This is a genomic window from Stenotrophomonas sp., from assembly GCF_050737575.1.
Classification (GTDB): domain Bacteria; phylum Pseudomonadota; class Gammaproteobacteria; order Xanthomonadales; family Xanthomonadaceae; genus Stenotrophomonas.
In genome coordinates, this window is record NZ_JBOHXW010000003.1 from 268,681 (window position 1) to 285,062 (window position 16,382).

Consider the following 16,382-nt stretch of genomic DNA (forward strand, 5'->3'; position numbering starts at 1 on the left):
CGCCGCCGCACCGCACACGGAGGGCCGCGCCATGCTTGAGCGCATCATCCGCGCGGCCATCGCGCATCGCTGGTTGATGATGGCGCTGACGCTGGCCTTGATCGCCATCGGCAGCTGGAGCTTCACCCGCCTGTCCATCGACGCCACACCTGACATCACCAATGTACAGGTGCAGATCAACACGGCGGCCGAAGGTTATTCGCCGTTGGAAGCAGAGCAGCGCATCACCTACCCGGTGGAGACGGTGATGGCAGGCCTGCCCAAACTTGAGCAGGTGCGTTCGCTGTCGCGTTACGGGCTGTCGCAGATAACGGTGGTGTTCAAGGATGGCACCGATCTGTACTTCGCCCGACAGCAGGTGGCCGAGCGCCTGCAACAGGTGAAATCGCAATTGCCCGAAGGGCTCGATCCGCAGCTGGGGCCGATTTCCACCGGCCTGGGCGAGATCTTCATGTACACCATCGACGCCGATCCCAAGGCGCGCAAGGCGGACGGCACGGCGTACACCGCCACCGATCTGCGCACGCTGCAGGATTGGGTGGTGCGGCCGCAGCTGCGCAACGTGCCCGGCGTCACCGAGGTCAACACGATTGGCGGTTACCAGCGGCAGATCCACATCACTCCGGACCCGGCAAAACTGCGTGCGCTGGGCTTCACCCTGGATGATGTCGCCGATGCGGTGGAGGGCAACAACCAGAACGTCGGCGCCGGTTATATCGAGCGCAATGGTCAGCAGTTCCTGGTGCGTGTGCCCGGCCAGGTCGCGGGGTTGGAAGAGATCGGCAACATCGTGTTGGCGCGTCGCGAGGGCGTGCCGATCCATGTGCATGACGTCGCCACCGTGGCCGAAGGCCCGGAGCTGCGTAGCGGCGCGGCGACCCAGAACGGCCACGAAGTGGTGATGGGCACGGTGGTGATGCTGGTTGGCGCCAACAGTCGCGATGTGGCGCAGGCCGCGGCAGCAAAGCTGCAGCAGGCGCAACGCAGCTTGCCGGAAGGCGTCACCGTCACCGCCAGTTATGACCGCACCGCGTTGGTGGATCGCACCATCCAGACCGTCGCCAAGAATCTGCTGGAAGGCGCATTGCTGGTGATCGTGGTGCTGTTCCTGCTGCTGGGGAATTTCCGCGCGGCGCTGATTACCGCGGCGGTGATTCCGTTGGCGATGTTGTTCACGCTCACCGGCATGGCGCGCGGTGGTGTGTCGGCCAATCTGATGAGTCTTGGCGCGTTGGACTTCGGGCTGATCGTCGACGGCGCGGTAATCATCATCGAGAACTGCCTGCGCCGCTTTGGCGAACGCACGCATGCACTGGGCCGGGCGATGACACGCGAGGAGCGCTTCGCCGAAACCGCCAGCGCCACCGCCGAAGTCATCCGCCCCAGCTTGTTCGGCCTGGGCATCATCACTGCGGTGTACCTGCCGATCTTCGCGCTGACCGGCGTGGAAGGAAAAATGTTCCATCCGATGGCGATCACCGTGGTGTTGGCACTGACCGGCGCGATGGTGCTGGCGCTGACCTTCGTGCCGGCGGCGATTGCGTTGTTCCTCGGCGGCCGCGTGGAGGAGAAAGAGAACCGCTTGATGGCGTGGTTGCGCCGTCGCTACGAGCCGCTGCTTGATACCGTGCTGCGGCGTGGCCGCTGGGCCGTGGCCGGTGCCGCGTTGCTGGTGATCGTGTGCGGCGTGCTCGCCACGCGCCTGGGCAGTGAGTTCGTGCCCAACCTGGACGAAGGCGACGTGGCGATGCACGCCATGCGCATTCCCGGCACCAGCCTCACCCAATCGGTGACGATGCAGACGCAGGTGGAAGCGCGCCTGTTGCAGTTCGCCGAAGTGGACAAGGTGTTCTCCAAGATCGGCACGCCAGAAGTCGCCTCCGACCCGATGCCGCCATCGGTCGCGGACACCTTCATCATGATGAAGCCGCGCAAGCAGTGGCCCGATCCACGCAAGCCGCGCGCACAGCTGCTGGCCGAACTCGAATCGGCGGTGGAAGAATTGCCGGGCAACAACTACGAGTTCACCCAGCCGATCCAGATGCGCATGAACGAGCTGATCTCCGGCGTGCGTGCCGACGTGGCGGTGATGTTGTTCGGCGACGACATGGAAACGCTGGCGCAAGTCGGCCAGCGCATTGCCGAGGTCGCAACGAAAGTGCCCGGCGCAGCCGACGTGCGGCTGGAGGAAACCAGCGGCCTGCCGCTGTTGACCATCACCCCGAACCGCAGGGCGTTGGCCGGTTACGGGCTCAATCCCGGGCAACTGCAATCCACCGTTTCCACCGCGGTCGGCGGGCGCGTGGCGGGGCAGTTGTTCGAGGGCGACCGACGTTTCGACATCGTCGTGCGTCTGCCGGAAAAGCTGCGCCAGGATCCGGCGGCCCTGGCCGATCTTCCGGTTTCGCTGGAACCCGCATTGGCGCAGGACAGCGCCGATGAATCCAGTCGTGCTGGCGGCTGGCGCAGCGGCGACGCACGCACCGTGCCGCTGCGCGAACTGGCCCGCATTGAATCCAGCGAAGGGCCAAACCAGATCAACCGCGACAACGGCAAACGCCGCATCGTGGTCACCGCCAACGTGCGTGACCGCGACCTCGGCAGCTTTGTCGCCGAGTTGCAGAACGCGGTGGATACGCAAGTGAAGGTGCCGGCCGGTTACTGGGTGGAATACGGCGGCAGCTTCGAGCAACTGATCTCGGCCAGCCAGCGCCTTGCAGTAGTGGTGCCGGTGACCTTGGTGTTGATCTTCGCGATGCTGTTCTGGGCATTCGGTTCGGCCAAGGACGCCGCCATCGTCTTCAGCGGCGTGCCGTTGGCACTCACCGGCGGCGTGTTGGCCTTGGCATTGCGTGGCATTCCCTTGTCGATCTCGGCCGGCGTGGGTTTCATCGCATTGTCTGGTGTGGCGGTGCTCAACGGCTTGGTGATGATCAGCTTCGTGCGGCATTTGCGTGAGGCCGGACGACCCTTGAACGAAGCCGTCCGCGAAGGCGCCCTCGGCCGCCTGCGCCCGGTGCTGATGACCGCACTGGTCGCTTCACTCGGCTTCGTGCCGATGGCCTTCAATGTCGGCGCCGGCTCGGAAGTGCAGCGGCCGCTGGCCACCGTGGTGATCGGCGGCATCGTCTCCTCCACGTTACTGACCCTGCTGCTGCTCCCAGTGCTGTACCGCTGGCTGCACCGCAAAGCGCAGTAGCGCGAAGCCCTTGCTCCGCATGAAGCCCCTCTCCCTTTACGGGAGAGGGGTTGGGGAGAGTGCGCTCTTAACGCATCCATTCGGCCAACAACGGCCCGACCGAGCCAAAGATTCTCAAGCCCCTCTCCCTTTACGGGAGAGGGGTTGGGGAGAGGGCGCTCTTGGCGCATCCATGCGGCCAACAGCGGCCCGACCGAGCCAAAGATTCTCAAGCCCCTCTCCCGCCTGCGGGAGAGGGGTTGGGGTGAGGGGGCTCTTGGCGCATTCATTCGGCCAACAACGGCTCGACCCAGCCAAAGATTCTCAAGCCCCTCTCCCGCCTGCGGGAGAGGGGTTGGGGTGAGGGGGCTCTTGGCGCTTTCATTCAACCAACAACAATCAGCGCCCAGTCCAGCGTCAACACATTGCATCTGCACCCGCCTCCATTTCAGCGCGACAATGGCCGCGACGAAAATTTCGGAACCCCAATGAGCGACTGTTGCGGCTGCGGCAAAACCCTGGAAGTCGAACGCATGCAGGCGCGGCAGCGGCGCGTGCTGTATCAGGTGTTGACGATCAACCTGCTCACGTTCGTGATGATGATGCTCGCCGCTTGGCATAGCGGCTCGGCGTCCTTGTTGTCCGGCAGCCTGGACAATCTGGGCGATGCGCTGACCTACGCGCTGAGCATTGCCGTGGTCGGCGCCAGCCTCGCCGCCAAGGCGCGCGTGGCGCTGCTCAAAGCGCTGTTCATCCTGTGCGCGGCCATCGCCGTGGCAGTGGGCATCGGCTGGAAACTGGCGCATCCCCATCTGCCCTTGTTCGAGAGCATGGGCATTGCCGCACTGCTGAATCTGGCCGCCAACCTGCTGTGCCTGCGCTTGTTGTGGCCGTACCGGCAGGGCGACATCAACCTGGCGTCAGCGTGGGCGTGTTCGATGAACGACGTGTACGAAGGTGGCGCCGTGGTGCTGGCGGCATTGGCCGTGTGGCTGTTTGGTGCCGGTTGGCCGGATCTGCTGATCGGCCTGGCCTTGTTGCTGCTGTTTCTGCGCTCGGCCTGGCGCGTAGCCCGCGCCGCGTGGCGGGAACTGCAGGTGGCCAAGGGCGTTCAGCCTCAGTAGCCACTCACCCGTGATTTCACTTGCATGAACGGGACTGTCTGCCTTTGTTTTCAGTCGACCCGGATCGGCCAACCAGCCGCTGCGCTGGCGGCGGACGCTGTCGTTCGCGGCTGAATGAGCCTGCTGGTCGATTGGATTTGCACTGAAGCGCGCGCGCCTGCATAATTGCCGGCTCGCTGTGTCCGGAAACCTCCGGATCGGTGGCCGGGAACACGTCATCCGGCCCACCCTCGACAGCGTAACCCTTTGATTCCCATGACGCGTGGCGGGTAACCGCCGGGGCCGCCGTCTTCCTGGCTAAGGAAGTCATCAACATTACCGAGGTGCGCAATGTCCCGCGTATGCCAAGTTTCCGGCAAGGGAGTGCAGACGGGTAACAACGTCTCGCACGCCAACAACAAGACCCGTCGTCGTTTCCTGCCCAACCTGCACGAGCGTCGTTTCTGGGTTGCCAGCGAGAACCGCTGGATCAAGCTTCGTGTTTCCGCGCATGCACTGCGCACCATCGACAAGAACGGTATTGATTCCGTTCTGGCTGAGCTGCGTGCCCGCGGCGAAAAGGTCTGAGGAGTAAACGATCATGGCAGGTAAGCGCGATAAGGTCCGTATGATTTCCTCGGCCGGCACTGGCCACTTCTACACGACCGACAAGAACAAGAAGAACACCCCGGCGAAGATGGAATTCCTGAAGTACGACCCGGTTGTTCGTAAGCACGTTCTGTACAAGGAAGGCAAGATCAAGTAATCCCTCCGGATTGCCTGATTTACCGTTCCAAGCAAAACCCGCCGAAAGGCGGGTTTTGTGTTTCAGCGGTGTGAAAAAGCAATGGCGCATCGCCCATGAGCACATGCGCCAGGGGCATCAGCTGATTACGCGGCATCGCCTACAATCGGGCCAATGAGCGTGATTGATCCTTCCGGGCCGTGTGATGTGGCCATCATCGGCGGCGGTGCTGCCGGCGTACTTACTGCCATTGGTGTGCTGCGTGGTGCGCAGCAGCCGTTGCGGGTGCTGATCCTTGAGCCGTCGCTGCCCCTGGCGCGCGGCGTGGCCTATGCCACCCGTTATCCCGAACACCTGCTCAACGTGCCGGCCGGCAAAATGGGCGGCTTCCCGGACAAGGTCGAGGACTTCCTCGATTACCTGCTGGAAGTGCAGGCCTTCCCCGGCGTTGAGCGCGACACGCTGGCCACGCAATTCGTGCCGCGCAGTCACTTCGCTGATTACCTGCGCCATCGCCTGCAACAGGCGGTGCAAGCCAGCGCCGCGCAATTGGATATCCGTGCCGAGCGTGTGCAGGCGGTGGACCGTGATGTCAGCGGTTTTCAGTTGACCCTGGCGTCGGGCCAATCGCTGCGCGCGCTGCGCGTGGTGCTGGCTTCGGGCAATGCGCTGCGTCCGCTACCTGCACGTGGTGCCGGTTCATTGCCGGAGGGCAAGCGCGTGGAAGCCTGGGATTTCGATGCCGTGCGTGCCATTGCCGGCACGGCTGATGTCGCCATCATTGGTTCCGGCCTGAGCATGGCCGACACCGTGGTGTCGCTGCGGGCCATCGGTCATCGCGGACGCATTCATGTGGTGTCGCGTCATGCGCTGTTGCCGTTGCCGCATGCCAAGGGGCCGGCGGCGGACTACGATCCCGAGCCGTTGCTGAAGATGGATCTGCGCCAGCGCCTGCATGCCTTGCGTCGGCATGCGGCGGAGGCGGCCGAACGCGGCATTCCGTGGCAGAACGTGATGGAGCGCATCCGCCCGATGGGGCAGGCGCTGTGGCAGACGCTGTCCTTTGATGACCAGCGCCGCTTCCTGCGGCATGTGGTGCGTTACTGGGACGTGCACCGGCATCGCATCGCCGCCTCGGTGCATGCGCAGCTGATGGAGCTGCAGCAGCAAGGACAGCTGCAGTTGCACCGTGGCCGGCTGGAAACCGCGTTTGCCGATGGCGCCTGCATCCAGATCACCGCCCTGGACAAGCGCCGCCACCCGTTTCAATTGGACGTGCAGTACGTCATCAACGCCACCGGCGTGGAGATGCGTGCGCAGGCCATGCGCAATGCCCTGCTGCAGCAGTTGCTGGGCAGCGGCCTTGCTCGCCCGGGCCCGCACGGCATGGGTATCGACAGTGCGCCCGATGGCAGCCTGATTGATGCAGACGGCAACACCGAGCCGCGCGTGCAGGTGCTGGGCAGTCTGCGCATCGGGCGGCTGTGGGAGAGTTTGGCCATTCCTGAATTGCGGGCGCAGGCGGCCAATGCTGCCGCCGCATTTCTGTAATCAGCACCGCGCCCGACCGGACACATCGGTAGTGCCGGGCCATGCTCGGCAGCGCCCTTATCGGCAGCGCTCCAGTGGAGCGTGGCTGCGTTGCTGCAGATCACGCCTCGTCCATCGCGCAGGGCGCGCCATCACAGGGGCGTTTATCCGCGTTGGCAGCTAAAATGCGCCGATGGATGTTTCCCACCTTCTCGACGGGCTGAACGCAGCCCAGCGCGAGGCCGTTTCCGCGCCTCCTGGTCACCACCTGATTCTTGCCGGCGCCGGTTCCGGCAAGACGCGCGTGCTTATTCACCGCATTGCCTGGCTCAATGAAGTGTTCGAGGTGCCCACGCACGGCATCTTCGCGGTGACCTTCACCAACAAGGCGGCCGGTGAAATGCGCCACCGCATTGATGCGCAGTTGCCCAAGGGCAGCCGTGGCATGTGGATCGGCACGTTCCACGGCCTGGCGCACCGTTTGCTGCGTCTGCATTGGCCGGAAGCGAAGTTGCCCGAAGCCTTCCAGGTGATGGACTCGGACGACCAGCTGCGGCTGATCAAGCGCGTGGTGCAGCAGCTGGAACTGGACGACAGCAAATACCCGCCCAAGCAGGTGATGTGGTGGATCAACGCGCAGAAGGATGAGGGCCGGCGCCCGCAGCACATCCAGCCCGAGCCGCACGATCAGTGGGGCGAAACGATGCGTCAGGCGTACATCACCTACCAGGAGCGCTGCGACCGCGCCGGGCTGGTGGATTTCGCCGAACTGCTGCTGCGCGCGCATGAACTGCTGCGCGACAACCCGGGCCTGCTGGCGCATTACCGCGCCCGTTTCCGCGAAATTCTGGTGGACGAGTTCCAGGACACCAACGCCATCCAGTACGCCTTCGTGCGCGTGCTGGCCGGCGACAGTGGTCATGTGTTCGTGGTGGGCGACGACGACCAGGCCATCTACGGCTGGCGCGGTGCCAAGGTCGAAAACGTGCAGCGTTTTCTGAAGGATTTCCCCGGCGCCGAAACCGTGCGCCTGGAGCAGAACTACCGTTCCACCGCCAATATTCTGGGCGCGGCCAATGCGGTCATCGCGCACAACCCGGACCGCATCGGCAAGGAGCTGTGGACCGACAGCGGCGATGGTGATCCCATCGATCTGTACGCGGCCTACAACGAAATGGACGAGGCGCGTTACCTGGTCGAGCGTGCGCGGCAGTGGGTGCGTGACGGTGGCAGTTACGGCGATGTCGCCGTGCTTTACCGCAGCAATGCCCAGTCGCGCGCGTTTGAAGAAGTGCTGCTCAGCGAGCAGGTGCCGTACCGCGTGTATGGCGGCATGCGCTTCTTCGAGCGTGCTGAAATCAAGGATGCGCTGGCCTACCTGCGCTTGATGACCAACCGCAACGATGACGCGGCGTTCGAGCGCGCGGTGAACACGCCGACGCGTGGCATCGGTGATCGCACGCTGGATGAAGTGCGGCGCATCGCACGTCAGCAGGCGCTGTCGCTGTGGGAAGCGTCGATGCTGGCCACGCAGGGCAACGACCTCACCTCGCGCGCGAAGAATGCGTTGGCTGGCTTCATCAACCTGGTCCAGCAGGCCACCTCCGAAACCGCGGAGATGAACCTGGCCGAGCGCATCGAACATGTACTCACGCGTTCGGCATTGCGTGAGCACTGGAGCAAGGAAAGCCGCAACGCGCTGGATTCGGAATCGCGTACCGACAACCTGGACGAACTGATTTCGGTGGCCTCGCGCTTCGTGCGTCGCGATGACGACATCGAAGAAGGTGCCGAGGACATGAGCGAGCTGGTGGCGTTCCTGTCCTACGCGTCGCTGGAAGCCGGCGAAGGCCAGGCGCAGGCGGGCGAAGAAGGCGTGCAGTTGATGACGCTGCATTCGGCCAAGGGCCTGGAATTTCCGCTGGTGTTCCTGGCCGGCATGGAAGAAGGCCTGTTCCCCAGCGCACGTTCACTGGAAGAAAGTGGACGGCTGGAAGAAGAGCGTCGTCTGGCCTACGTGGGCATCACCCGCGCGCGGCAGAAACTGGTGCTCAGTTATGCCGAATCGCGGCGCATCCACGGCCAGGACAACTACAGCCTGCCGTCACGCTTCCTGCGCGAGATCCCGCGTGAGTTGCTGCACGAAGTGCGCCCCAAGGTGCAGGTCTCGCGCCCGGCATCGCTCGGCAGCAGCCGAGTGATGGGCCACGCCTCCATCGAAGCGCCACCGATCAAGCTCGGCGTGCTGGTGACGCATCCCAAGTTCGGCGAAGGCATGGTCACCGACTACGAAGGCAACGGCGCGCATGCGCGTGTGCAGGTGGAGTTTGCCGACGCCGGCAGCAAGTGGCTGGTGATGGCGTACGCCAATCTGACGGTGCTGTAGTCGGCATGCCGGCCGTTGGATGACTGCGGGTGGTTTGATCCGGCTCAATGCACGGCCGCAACATCGGGTGTGCAATGGTTACTGACAACCCTTCCCTCAGGAGAACAGCCATGTACAAGCGCATTCTGATTGCCACCGACGGTTCCGAGCTTTCGGCCAAGGGCCTGCAGAAGGGGCTGGAGCTTGCGGCCCAGCTGGACGCCCATGCCGACATCGTCACCGTGTCCGAGCCGTGGGCGGTGGGCATGTACGACGCGATGGGCTGGAGCGCCGGCTACGAAGCCAGTCCGGAGTACAAGAAGGATCGCGAGGCGGCCGCGCAGAAGATCCTGCAACCGGCGGTGGAAGCCGCACACGCGGCCGGCATCGCCAACGTGCTGGCCCATCACGTGCTCGACCGTTATGCCGCCGACGGCATCATCGACTCGGCCACGGCCTGCAACAGCGACCTGGTGGTGATGACCTCGCATGGCCGCCGCGGCGTCACCCGCGTGCTGCTGGGCAGCCAGACCGCCGAAGTGCTGGCCCGCAGCACCGTGCCGGTGCTGGTGATTCGCTGAGGCTGGAGGTTCTGGCTCTGCCTCTGCCTAAAGCCCCTCTCCCGTGAGCGGGGTGAGGCGGGCCGTTCGCGAACCACCGGTTTGCGGCCCATCGAACGCCCTTGCGTCAGCGCAAGGGCCGGGGCGCGGAGCGGGGGTTGGGGTGAGGGTAAGTGCCGTAACCGCGTTGCCGATATAGCGGCTCAACATCCGCAGCGGTTCAGTAAAGCGTAAAGCCCCTCATCCACCCCTTCGGGGCACCTTCTTCCGCGCACGGGAGAAGGGACGTGTGTCTACTTTGTCGGCGCTGCCGTACATCACCAGCTATACAGCTTCCAATAGACCGGCTTGGTGCCGTCCTTGTCGCTGTCCATGCGGCCGTCGCCGTCGCGGTCGTACATGTAGAACGGGGCGCCGCGGGCCGGGGTCACCTTGACCATGCGCAGGGTGCCGCCGACGCGGTACTCCTCGATGGTGTCGCCGTTGTCCATCGCCTTGCGGGTGACATCGGCGCCCTTCACGTCTACTGGCGCACCGCCGCCGGTGGTGGCGCAACCGGCCAGGGCCAGCAAGGGGATAAGCAGCAACTGCTTCATGGTGGGTTTCCTTGAATAGACGTGGGTTTGATTATGCCCGTGGAGGTAGGCGAGTGGCCTGCCGCGTAGAATCGGCGCATGAGCAGATTAGTCCTGATTGACGGTTCCAGTTACCTGTACCGCGCATTCCATGCGCTCCCGCCGCTGACCAACGCCGCTGGCGAGCCGACCGGCGCGCTGTTTGGCGTGGTCAACATGCTGCGCGCCACGTTGAAGGAGAAGCCCGAGTACGTCGCCTTCGTGGTCGATGCGCCAGGCAAGACCTTCCGCGACGAGATGTACGCCGAGTACAAGGCCAACCGCCCGCCGATGCCCGACGACCTGCGTTCGCAGGTACAGCCGATGTGCGACATCGTCCAGGCATTGGGCATCGACATCCTGCGCGTGGACGGCGTGGAAGCCGATGACGTGATCGGCACACTGGCGCTGGCCGCTGCGGCCGATGGTCTGGATGTGACCATCTCCACCGGTGACAAGGATTTCGCCCAGCTGGTCCGCCCGGGCGTGGTGCTGGTCAACACGATGACCGGCAGCCGCACCGATTCCGATGCGGCGGTGATCGACAAGTTCGGCGTGCGCGCCGAGCAGATCGTCGATTACCTGGCGCTGATGGGCGACACCGTGGACAACGTGCCCGGCGTGGAAAAATGCGGCCCCAAGACCGCCGCCAAGTGGCTGGCCGAATACAACGATCTGGACGGCGTCATCGCCGCCGCGCCAACCATGAAGGGCAAAATCGGCGAGAACCTGCGCGCTGCCTTGCCGCGCCTGCAACTCAACCGTGACCTGGTCACCATCCGCACCGATCTGGCGCTGGACCAGGGCCCGCGTGACCTGAAGCTGCGCGAGCAGGATGCCGACGCCCTGCGCGGCCTGTACGCCCGCTACGGCTTCACCCAGGCGCTGCGTGAGCTGGGCGGCGGGGTGACCCCAGCGATGGCCACCGACGACAGCAAGGTCAGCCTGCGCGGCACCGCCGCCGGTTACGCCAAGGCCGCCGACAGCGCGCCCGCCATCGAAACCGACCCGGCCCTGTCGGCCAAGGGCGAATACGAAACGGTGCTCACCGACGAACAACTGCAGGCCTGGGTAAAACGCCTGCACGACGCCGACGAATTCGCCTTCGATACCGAAACCGACGCACTGGACGCGATGCGCGCCAACCTGGTCGGCGTGAGTCTGTCGGTGGAGCCGGGCAAGGGCGCCTACATTCCGGTCGGCCACAACTATCCGGGCGCACCGGCGCAGTTGCCGATGACGCAGGTGCTGGCCGCACTGAAGCCGCTGCTGGAAGATGCCGACAAGAAAAAGCTCGGCCAGCACGGCAAGTACGACATCCACGTGCTGCGCCGTCACGGCATTGATGTGCGTGGTTATCACGACGACACCATGCTTGAGAGCTTCGTGCTCAATTCCACCGCGACCCGCCACGACATGGATTCACTGGCGCAGCGCTACCTGGGCTACACCACGACCAAGTTCGAGGACGTGGCCGGCAAGGGCGCAAAGCAGATTTCGTTCTCGCAGGTGGGCATCGACGAAGCCAGCGCCTATGCCGCCGAAGATGCCGACATCACCCTGCGCCTGCATCGTGTGTTGTCTGCGCAGCTGGCGGCCGAGCCGTCGCTGGAAAAGGTGTACCGCGAAATCGAAATGCCGCTGGTGCCGGTGTTGGCGCGCATTGAAGCCAATGGCGTGGCCATCGACAGTGCGGAACTGAAACGGCAGAGCAGCGATCTGTCCGCACGCATGCTCGCCGCGCAGCAGAAGGCCACCGAAATGGCCGGACACACGTTCAATCTGGATTCGCCCAAACAGTTGCAGGCGGTGTTGTTCGACGAACTCGGCCTGCCGGCGCTGGTAAAGACGCCCAAGGGCCAGCCCAGCACCAACGAAGAAGCATTGGAAGCGATTGCCGAGCAGCACGAACTGCCGCGCGTGATCCTGGAATATCGCGGCCTGACCAAGCTGCGCAGCACCTACACCGACAAGCTGCCGGAGATGGTCAACCCCGACACCGGCCGCGTGCACACCAGCTATCACCAGTCCGGTGCGGCGACCGGGCGTCTGTCTTCGTCCGATCCCAATCTGCAGAACATTCCGATCCGCACCGAAGATGGCCGCCGCATCCGCACGGCTTTCGTGGCACCGCCGGGGCGCAAATTGATGGCCTGCGATTACTCGCAGATCGAGCTGCGGATCATGGCGCACCTGTCGGAAGATCCCGGCCTGATCAGCGCCTTTGAACAAGGGGCCGACGTGCACCGCGCCACCGCGGCGGAAGTGTTCGGGCGCAAACTGGATGAGGTGACGCCGAACGAACGCCGCGCCGCCAAGGCGATCAACTTCGGCCTGATGTACGGCATGAGCGCGTTTGGTCTGGCCAAGAATCTGGGCATCGACCGCGGCCAGGCGCAGGATTACGTGGCGCTGTACTTCAGCCGCTATCCGGCGGTGCGTGACTTCATGGAGCGCATGCGTGTTCAGGCGCGTGAAAACGGCTACGTGGAAACGCTGTTTGGTCGTCGTCTGTATCTGAACGACATTCACGCGCGTAACCAGGGCCTGCGTGCCGGTGCCGAGCGTGCGGCGATCAATGCACCGATGCAGGGCACTGCGGCGGACATCATCAAGCGGGCGATGGTCAGCGTGGATGGCTGGCTGGCCGGCCATGCCGAGCAGGCCAAGATGATCCTGCAGGTACACGATGAACTGGTATTCGAGGCCAATACGGACTTCATCGACACGCTGCGCGCGGAGGTGGAATCCCGCATGGCCGGCGCAGCGACCCTGCGTGTCCCCTTGGTGGTGGATACAGGTGTGGGTGAAAATTGGGACCAAGCGCATTGATACTGTGACCAGATTCACCCTGAATAGGGCCGTTGGCGCATTCATTGTCAGCGATGCTCTGCAGGGATGAATCCCTCCTTAATTCCTTGGGAAAGCAAAGGGATTCTTCACGATCCATCAATGTTGGTGGTGGTGTTATAGACCCCGACAGGCGCAATACCTGTCGCGGATCTCTCCCATCCCCTGGAGCAGATCTCGGAGCGGGGATTCCTCCCCAAATGCCCGCTCCCCGGCCCCGTCGACCCCCCCCTGGTCGGCGGGGCTTTTTATTGGCGTGAAGAGAACCCGCCCAGCCTCGCTTGGCGGCTCCACGCGACGGTCCGTCGCACGGCGTTGATCGCAATTGGCCGAGCATCACGGCGATGCATTGAATGCAGGGAGATACCGATGCCGGACCTGTTCGCGCTGTCGATGCCGTGGTGGGAATTCGTCCTGCGCGCGGTGGTGGTTTATGTCGTGGTGTTGGCGATGGTGCGGGTGGCGGGCAAGCGCGCGCTGGGCCAGTTCACCGCCTTCGACATGTTGTTGCTGGTGCTGCTGGGCAACGCGGTGCAGAACGCCTTGCTGGGCAAGGACACCTCACTCGGCGGCGGCTTGCTGCTGGCGGCCACGTTGATCTTGTTGAACTACCTTGTGGGCTGGATTACCACGCGCAGCCCCGCGATCGAACGCATGGTCGAAGGCGAGCCGGTAGTGTTGGCACGGCACGGTCACGTGCTGCAGAACGTGCTGCGTCGCGAGTTGGTCAGCAAGGCCGATTTCGCCAAGGCCATGCGCGATGCCGGCAGCGATGACGTGGACGATGTGGAGCTGGCGTTGTTGGAGACGAATGGGCACATCACCGTCATCCTGAAGAAAGACCAACGGTAGTGCCGAGCCATGCTCGGCAGAGGCATTGCCGACACAACCATGCCGAGCATGGCCCGGCACTACGGAATTACTCGACCAACCAGTCGCGCGGCACCAGGTAATCGGCCAGTCGTGCTTCATCGCTGGCGGCTTCCGGCTGATAGCCGTATTCCCAGCGCACGCGCGGCGGCAGGCTCATCAGGATGCTTTCGCTGCGTCCGCCGCTCTGCAGGCCGAACAAGGTGCCGCGGTCGTAGACCAGATTGAACTCGACGTAGCGGCCACGGCGGTACAGCTGGAACTCGCGTTCGCGCTCGCCATACGGCGTGTCCTTGCGGCGTTCCACCAGCGGCAGATACGCATCGAGGAAACCATCGCCTACCGCGCGCAGATAAGCGAAGTCGGTGTCGAAGTCGCCATGCAGGTCATCAAAGAACAGACCGCCGACACCGCGCGTTTCGTTGCGGTGCTTGAGGAAGAAATACTCATCGCACCACCGCTTGTGGTCGGCGTAACGCTGGTCGCCAAACGGCGCGCACAGATCACGCGCCACGGTGTGCCAGTACTGCACGTCTTCGTCAAACGGATAGAACGGGGTGAGATCGAAACCGCCACCAAACCAGGCTGCGACTTTTTCGCCGTCACGCTCAGCCTGGAAGTAGCGCACGTTGGCATGCGTGGTGGGCAGGTACGGATTGCTCGGGTGGAACACCAGCGACACGCCGCAGGCGCGCCACGAGGCGCCGGCCAGCTCCGGGCGGTTGGCCGAGGCCGATGGCGGCAGGCGCGTTCCAGCCACGTCGGAGAAGCCGATGCCGGCCTGCTCGAACACGCCACCGTCGCGCAGGATGCGGGTGCGGCCACCGCCGCCCTCGGCACGTTGCCAGCGGTCTTCGATGAAGCGGGCCTGGCCGTCGGCGTGTTCAATGGCGCTGCAGATGCGGTCCTGCAGATCGGTGAGGTAGTCGCGTACGCGGTCGAATTCGTTCATGCGGGTACTCTAGCGCAGGCGTGAGCCGGGCTTACTTGCGGAAGGATTTGCGGGTGCTGGCTGGAGCCGGCGCGGTCTCGGTCGCGTCTTCGTCATCGACGTCTTCTGTCGCACGACGCAGCTGCATGCTCATGCCAAGCAACGCCCAGTTACTGGTGGCGTAGACATCACAGGCCACATGCGTGCCTTTGCCGTCGCGGTTGCACACGGACAGCAGCTTGCCGGGAAGATCCTCGTCACCGGTGTTCTCGTAGACCGAGCGCAGGTTTTCGCAACCGGCACGCACGCCGGCCTGGCACAGCTTCAGGTAATACGGCGCGGCCGCTTGCCAATCGCCAGCCAGTGCCTTGCGGTGGCCCATGGCGTTGCAGCCGGCCAGTTTGCCGCTGTCGCAACAGGCTTGGGCGTCCTGGCCGATGGGGCAGTCCTGCGGCAGCGGCAGCTCCACGTAGACGGTGGGCGCGCTGCAGGTGGCGGCACCGCCGGTGCGCTGATAGACGGCGTAGCGGTTCCATTGGTCGATGCCGAGCAGGCTGCCGTTGCGCAGCGGCTTCAACACGAAATCGCCGCCTTTGTCGTGGCGGATGTGGACGACGTCATTCTCCAGGCGGGCGCGCAGTTCGCTGCCAAAGCCCATGGCGACGATGCCTTGATCGCCGAAGGACAGTTCACTCATCAGGCCGGTGGCGGCGGTGTAGTCACCGCAGGGCAGCGTGCTGGCCGCCACAGGCGCAAGGTCGGCCGCCGACATTGCGGCAAGTCCGTGTGCGCGCTGGCAGAGGTGATCGTCGCCACCGGCCTTGCAGGCCAGCTGCAGTGCATCGGCTGCCTGCGCATAGCGGGCGGCGTCCCAGTGCGCTTCGGCCACCTTGTCGCAGAAGCTGGCGTCGGGGTGCGCGCGGCACAGCTGCAGCAGTTCACCCAGCGGCGCGTCGGCCAGTGGCACGGCGGCGCCGCTCAGGCTGCCGAGCAGGGACTTGGCAAATGCGATCCCCAGCACTTCGCGCGCGGCGGTTCTGCAGGCGTCCTCATCGAACGTCGGTGACGTCTCCTTGCAGACCTCGGGTTCTTCCAGATCCGGATCCGGCGTTGCGGCCTGCTGCTGTGCCTGCGCCTGGCGTTGGTAGGCGGAGATCAGGCGTTCGCAGGCGAACGGCAGGTCTTCGCGGCACCACTGCGTCAGCTGTTGCGGCGAGGCGCTGCTGGCAGCGGTGATGCAGTGGTCGATGTCGGCGCGGCAGCTGCCGGCGGCGGGCTGCGGGGCGGCCTTGCAGCGGGCTGGTACGTCGAGCACGTAGTCGGCCAAGGTGGCGCCAATACGCTTGCCGTCGGTGCTGATCGTGTAGTCGTCGCTGAAACCATTGGACAGATCGGCGACATGCAGCACCTGCGCCTGCTGGCGGATCAGGTAGTGGATCGGCGGTTGGCCGTCATAGGTGCGAACGGCGTGCTGTGGGCTTTCGATCACGAAGTGCGCGGAACCATCGACTTCCTTGTAGCTGCCGCAGGCCAACGACGTTGCGGCCGCCGCCGGCAATGCGATCAGTGACAACAGAACGCTGAGGCCGCGCAGCAGGCGGAGACTGGAAACAGGGGTGAACATTGCAGATACCAG

Annotated in this window: 12 protein-coding genes; 9 read left to right on the forward strand and 3 right to left on the reverse strand. The window is 64.4% G+C overall.

Going from position 1 to position 16,382, the window contains the following annotated elements:
* Window positions 1–31: 31 nt before the first annotated feature.
* From ACREP4_RS07355 to ACREP4_RS07385, 7 genes are all read left to right on the forward strand, one after another.
* Window positions 32–3,199 carry an efflux RND transporter permease subunit gene (locus ACREP4_RS07355; RefSeq protein ID WP_431595524.1) on the forward strand — a complete coding sequence of 1,056 codons (3,168 nt, stop codon included), beginning with the start codon at window positions 32–34 and terminating at the stop codon, window positions 3,197–3,199.
* A 467-nt stretch (window positions 3,200–3,666) separates the two neighbouring features.
* Window positions 3,667–4,302: a cation transporter gene (locus ACREP4_RS07360; RefSeq protein WP_431595525.1), complete on the forward strand. Its 636-nt coding sequence runs from the start codon at window positions 3,667–3,669 to the stop codon at window positions 4,300–4,302.
* 330 nt (window positions 4,303–4,632) lie between these two features.
* A complete protein-coding gene (gene rpmB, locus ACREP4_RS07365) occupies window positions 4,633–4,869 on the forward strand; it encodes a 50S ribosomal protein L28 (RefSeq protein ID WP_431595526.1) in 237 nt (78 codons plus the stop codon).
* A 10-nt stretch (window positions 4,870–4,879) separates the two neighbouring features.
* Window positions 4,880–5,047, forward strand: coding sequence for a 50S ribosomal protein L33 (rpmG, locus tag ACREP4_RS07370; protein ID WP_431595754.1), 168 nt, complete (start codon window positions 4,880–4,882; stop codon window positions 5,045–5,047).
* 153 nt (window positions 5,048–5,200) lie between these two features.
* Window positions 5,201–6,577, forward strand: coding sequence for an FAD/NAD(P)-binding protein (locus ACREP4_RS07375; protein WP_431595527.1), 1,377 nt, complete (start codon window positions 5,201–5,203; stop codon window positions 6,575–6,577).
* A 172-nt stretch (window positions 6,578–6,749) separates the two neighbouring features.
* Window positions 6,750–8,942, forward strand: coding sequence for a DNA helicase II (uvrD, locus tag ACREP4_RS07380; protein WP_431595528.1), 2,193 nt, complete (start codon window positions 6,750–6,752; stop codon window positions 8,940–8,942).
* 110 nt (window positions 8,943–9,052) lie between these two features.
* A complete protein-coding gene (locus ACREP4_RS07385) occupies window positions 9,053–9,502 on the forward strand; it encodes a universal stress protein (RefSeq protein WP_431595529.1) in 450 nt (149 codons plus the stop codon).
* A gap of 296 nt (window positions 9,503–9,798) precedes the next feature.
* Here the strand turns inward: ACREP4_RS07385 and ACREP4_RS07390 are convergent, their stop codons facing one another.
* Window positions 9,799–10,077 carry a DUF2782 domain-containing protein gene (locus ACREP4_RS07390; RefSeq protein ID WP_431595530.1) on the reverse strand — a complete coding sequence of 93 codons (279 nt, stop codon included), beginning with the start codon at window positions 10,075–10,077 and terminating at the stop codon, window positions 9,799–9,801.
* A 78-nt stretch (window positions 10,078–10,155) separates the two neighbouring features.
* Between ACREP4_RS07390 and polA the strand changes: the two genes are divergently transcribed.
* Together polA and ACREP4_RS07400 are read left to right on the forward strand one after the other, a co-directional pair.
* On the forward strand, window positions 10,156–12,927 hold the full coding sequence (gene polA / locus ACREP4_RS07395; protein ID WP_431595531.1) for a DNA polymerase I: 2,772 nt from the start codon (window positions 10,156–10,158) through the stop codon (window positions 12,925–12,927).
* A gap of 387 nt (window positions 12,928–13,314) precedes the next feature.
* The gene (locus tag ACREP4_RS07400; RefSeq protein ID WP_431595532.1) at window positions 13,315–13,797 is read left to right on the forward strand and encodes a DUF421 domain-containing protein; all 483 of its coding nucleotides are present in this window, start codon (window positions 13,315–13,317) and stop codon (window positions 13,795–13,797) included.
* Window positions 13,798–13,864: 67 nt separating this feature from the next.
* On the opposite strand, the gene hemF is transcribed toward ACREP4_RS07400, so the two are convergent.
* Complete coding sequence (hemF, locus tag ACREP4_RS07405) at window positions 13,865–14,767, reverse strand: oxygen-dependent coproporphyrinogen oxidase (RefSeq protein ID WP_431595533.1); 903 nt, start codon at window positions 14,765–14,767, stop codon at window positions 13,865–13,867.
* 31 nt (window positions 14,768–14,798) lie between these two features.
* A complete protein-coding gene (locus ACREP4_RS07410) occupies window positions 14,799–16,370 on the reverse strand; it encodes a hypothetical protein (protein WP_431595534.1) in 1,572 nt (523 codons plus the stop codon).
* Window positions 16,371–16,382: the final 12 nt, after the last annotated feature.

Bases quoted from the DNA above. Each gene is read 5' to 3' on its own strand.
- ACREP4_RS07400 (WP_431595532.1), top strand. From the start codon at position 13,315: ATGCCGGACCTGTTCGCGCTGTCGATGCCGTGGTGGGAATTCGTCCTG.
- polA (WP_431595531.1), top strand. From the start codon at position 10,156: ATGAGCAGATTAGTCCTGATTGACGGTTCCAGTTACCTGTACCGCGCA.
- rpmB (WP_431595526.1), top strand. From the start codon at position 4,633: ATGTCCCGCGTATGCCAAGTTTCCGGCAAGGGAGTGCAGACGGGTAAC.
- ACREP4_RS07360 (WP_431595525.1), top strand. From the start codon at position 3,667: ATGAGCGACTGTTGCGGCTGCGGCAAAACCCTGGAAGTCGAACGCATG.
- ACREP4_RS07410 (WP_431595534.1), bottom strand. From the start codon at position 16,370: ATGTTCACCCCTGTTTCCAGTCTCCGCCTGCTGCGCGGCCTCAGCGTT.
- uvrD (WP_431595528.1), top strand. From the start codon at position 6,750: ATGGATGTTTCCCACCTTCTCGACGGGCTGAACGCAGCCCAGCGCGAG.
- ACREP4_RS07385 (WP_431595529.1), top strand. From the start codon at position 9,053: ATGTACAAGCGCATTCTGATTGCCACCGACGGTTCCGAGCTTTCGGCC.
- ACREP4_RS07390 (WP_431595530.1), bottom strand. From the start codon at position 10,077: ATGAAGCAGTTGCTGCTTATCCCCTTGCTGGCCCTGGCCGGTTGCGCC.
- ACREP4_RS07355 (WP_431595524.1), top strand. From the start codon at position 32: ATGCTTGAGCGCATCATCCGCGCGGCCATCGCGCATCGCTGGTTGATG.
- hemF (WP_431595533.1), bottom strand. From the start codon at position 14,767: ATGAACGAATTCGACCGCGTACGCGACTACCTCACCGATCTGCAGGAC.
- ACREP4_RS07375 (WP_431595527.1), top strand. From the start codon at position 5,201: ATGAGCGTGATTGATCCTTCCGGGCCGTGTGATGTGGCCATCATCGGC.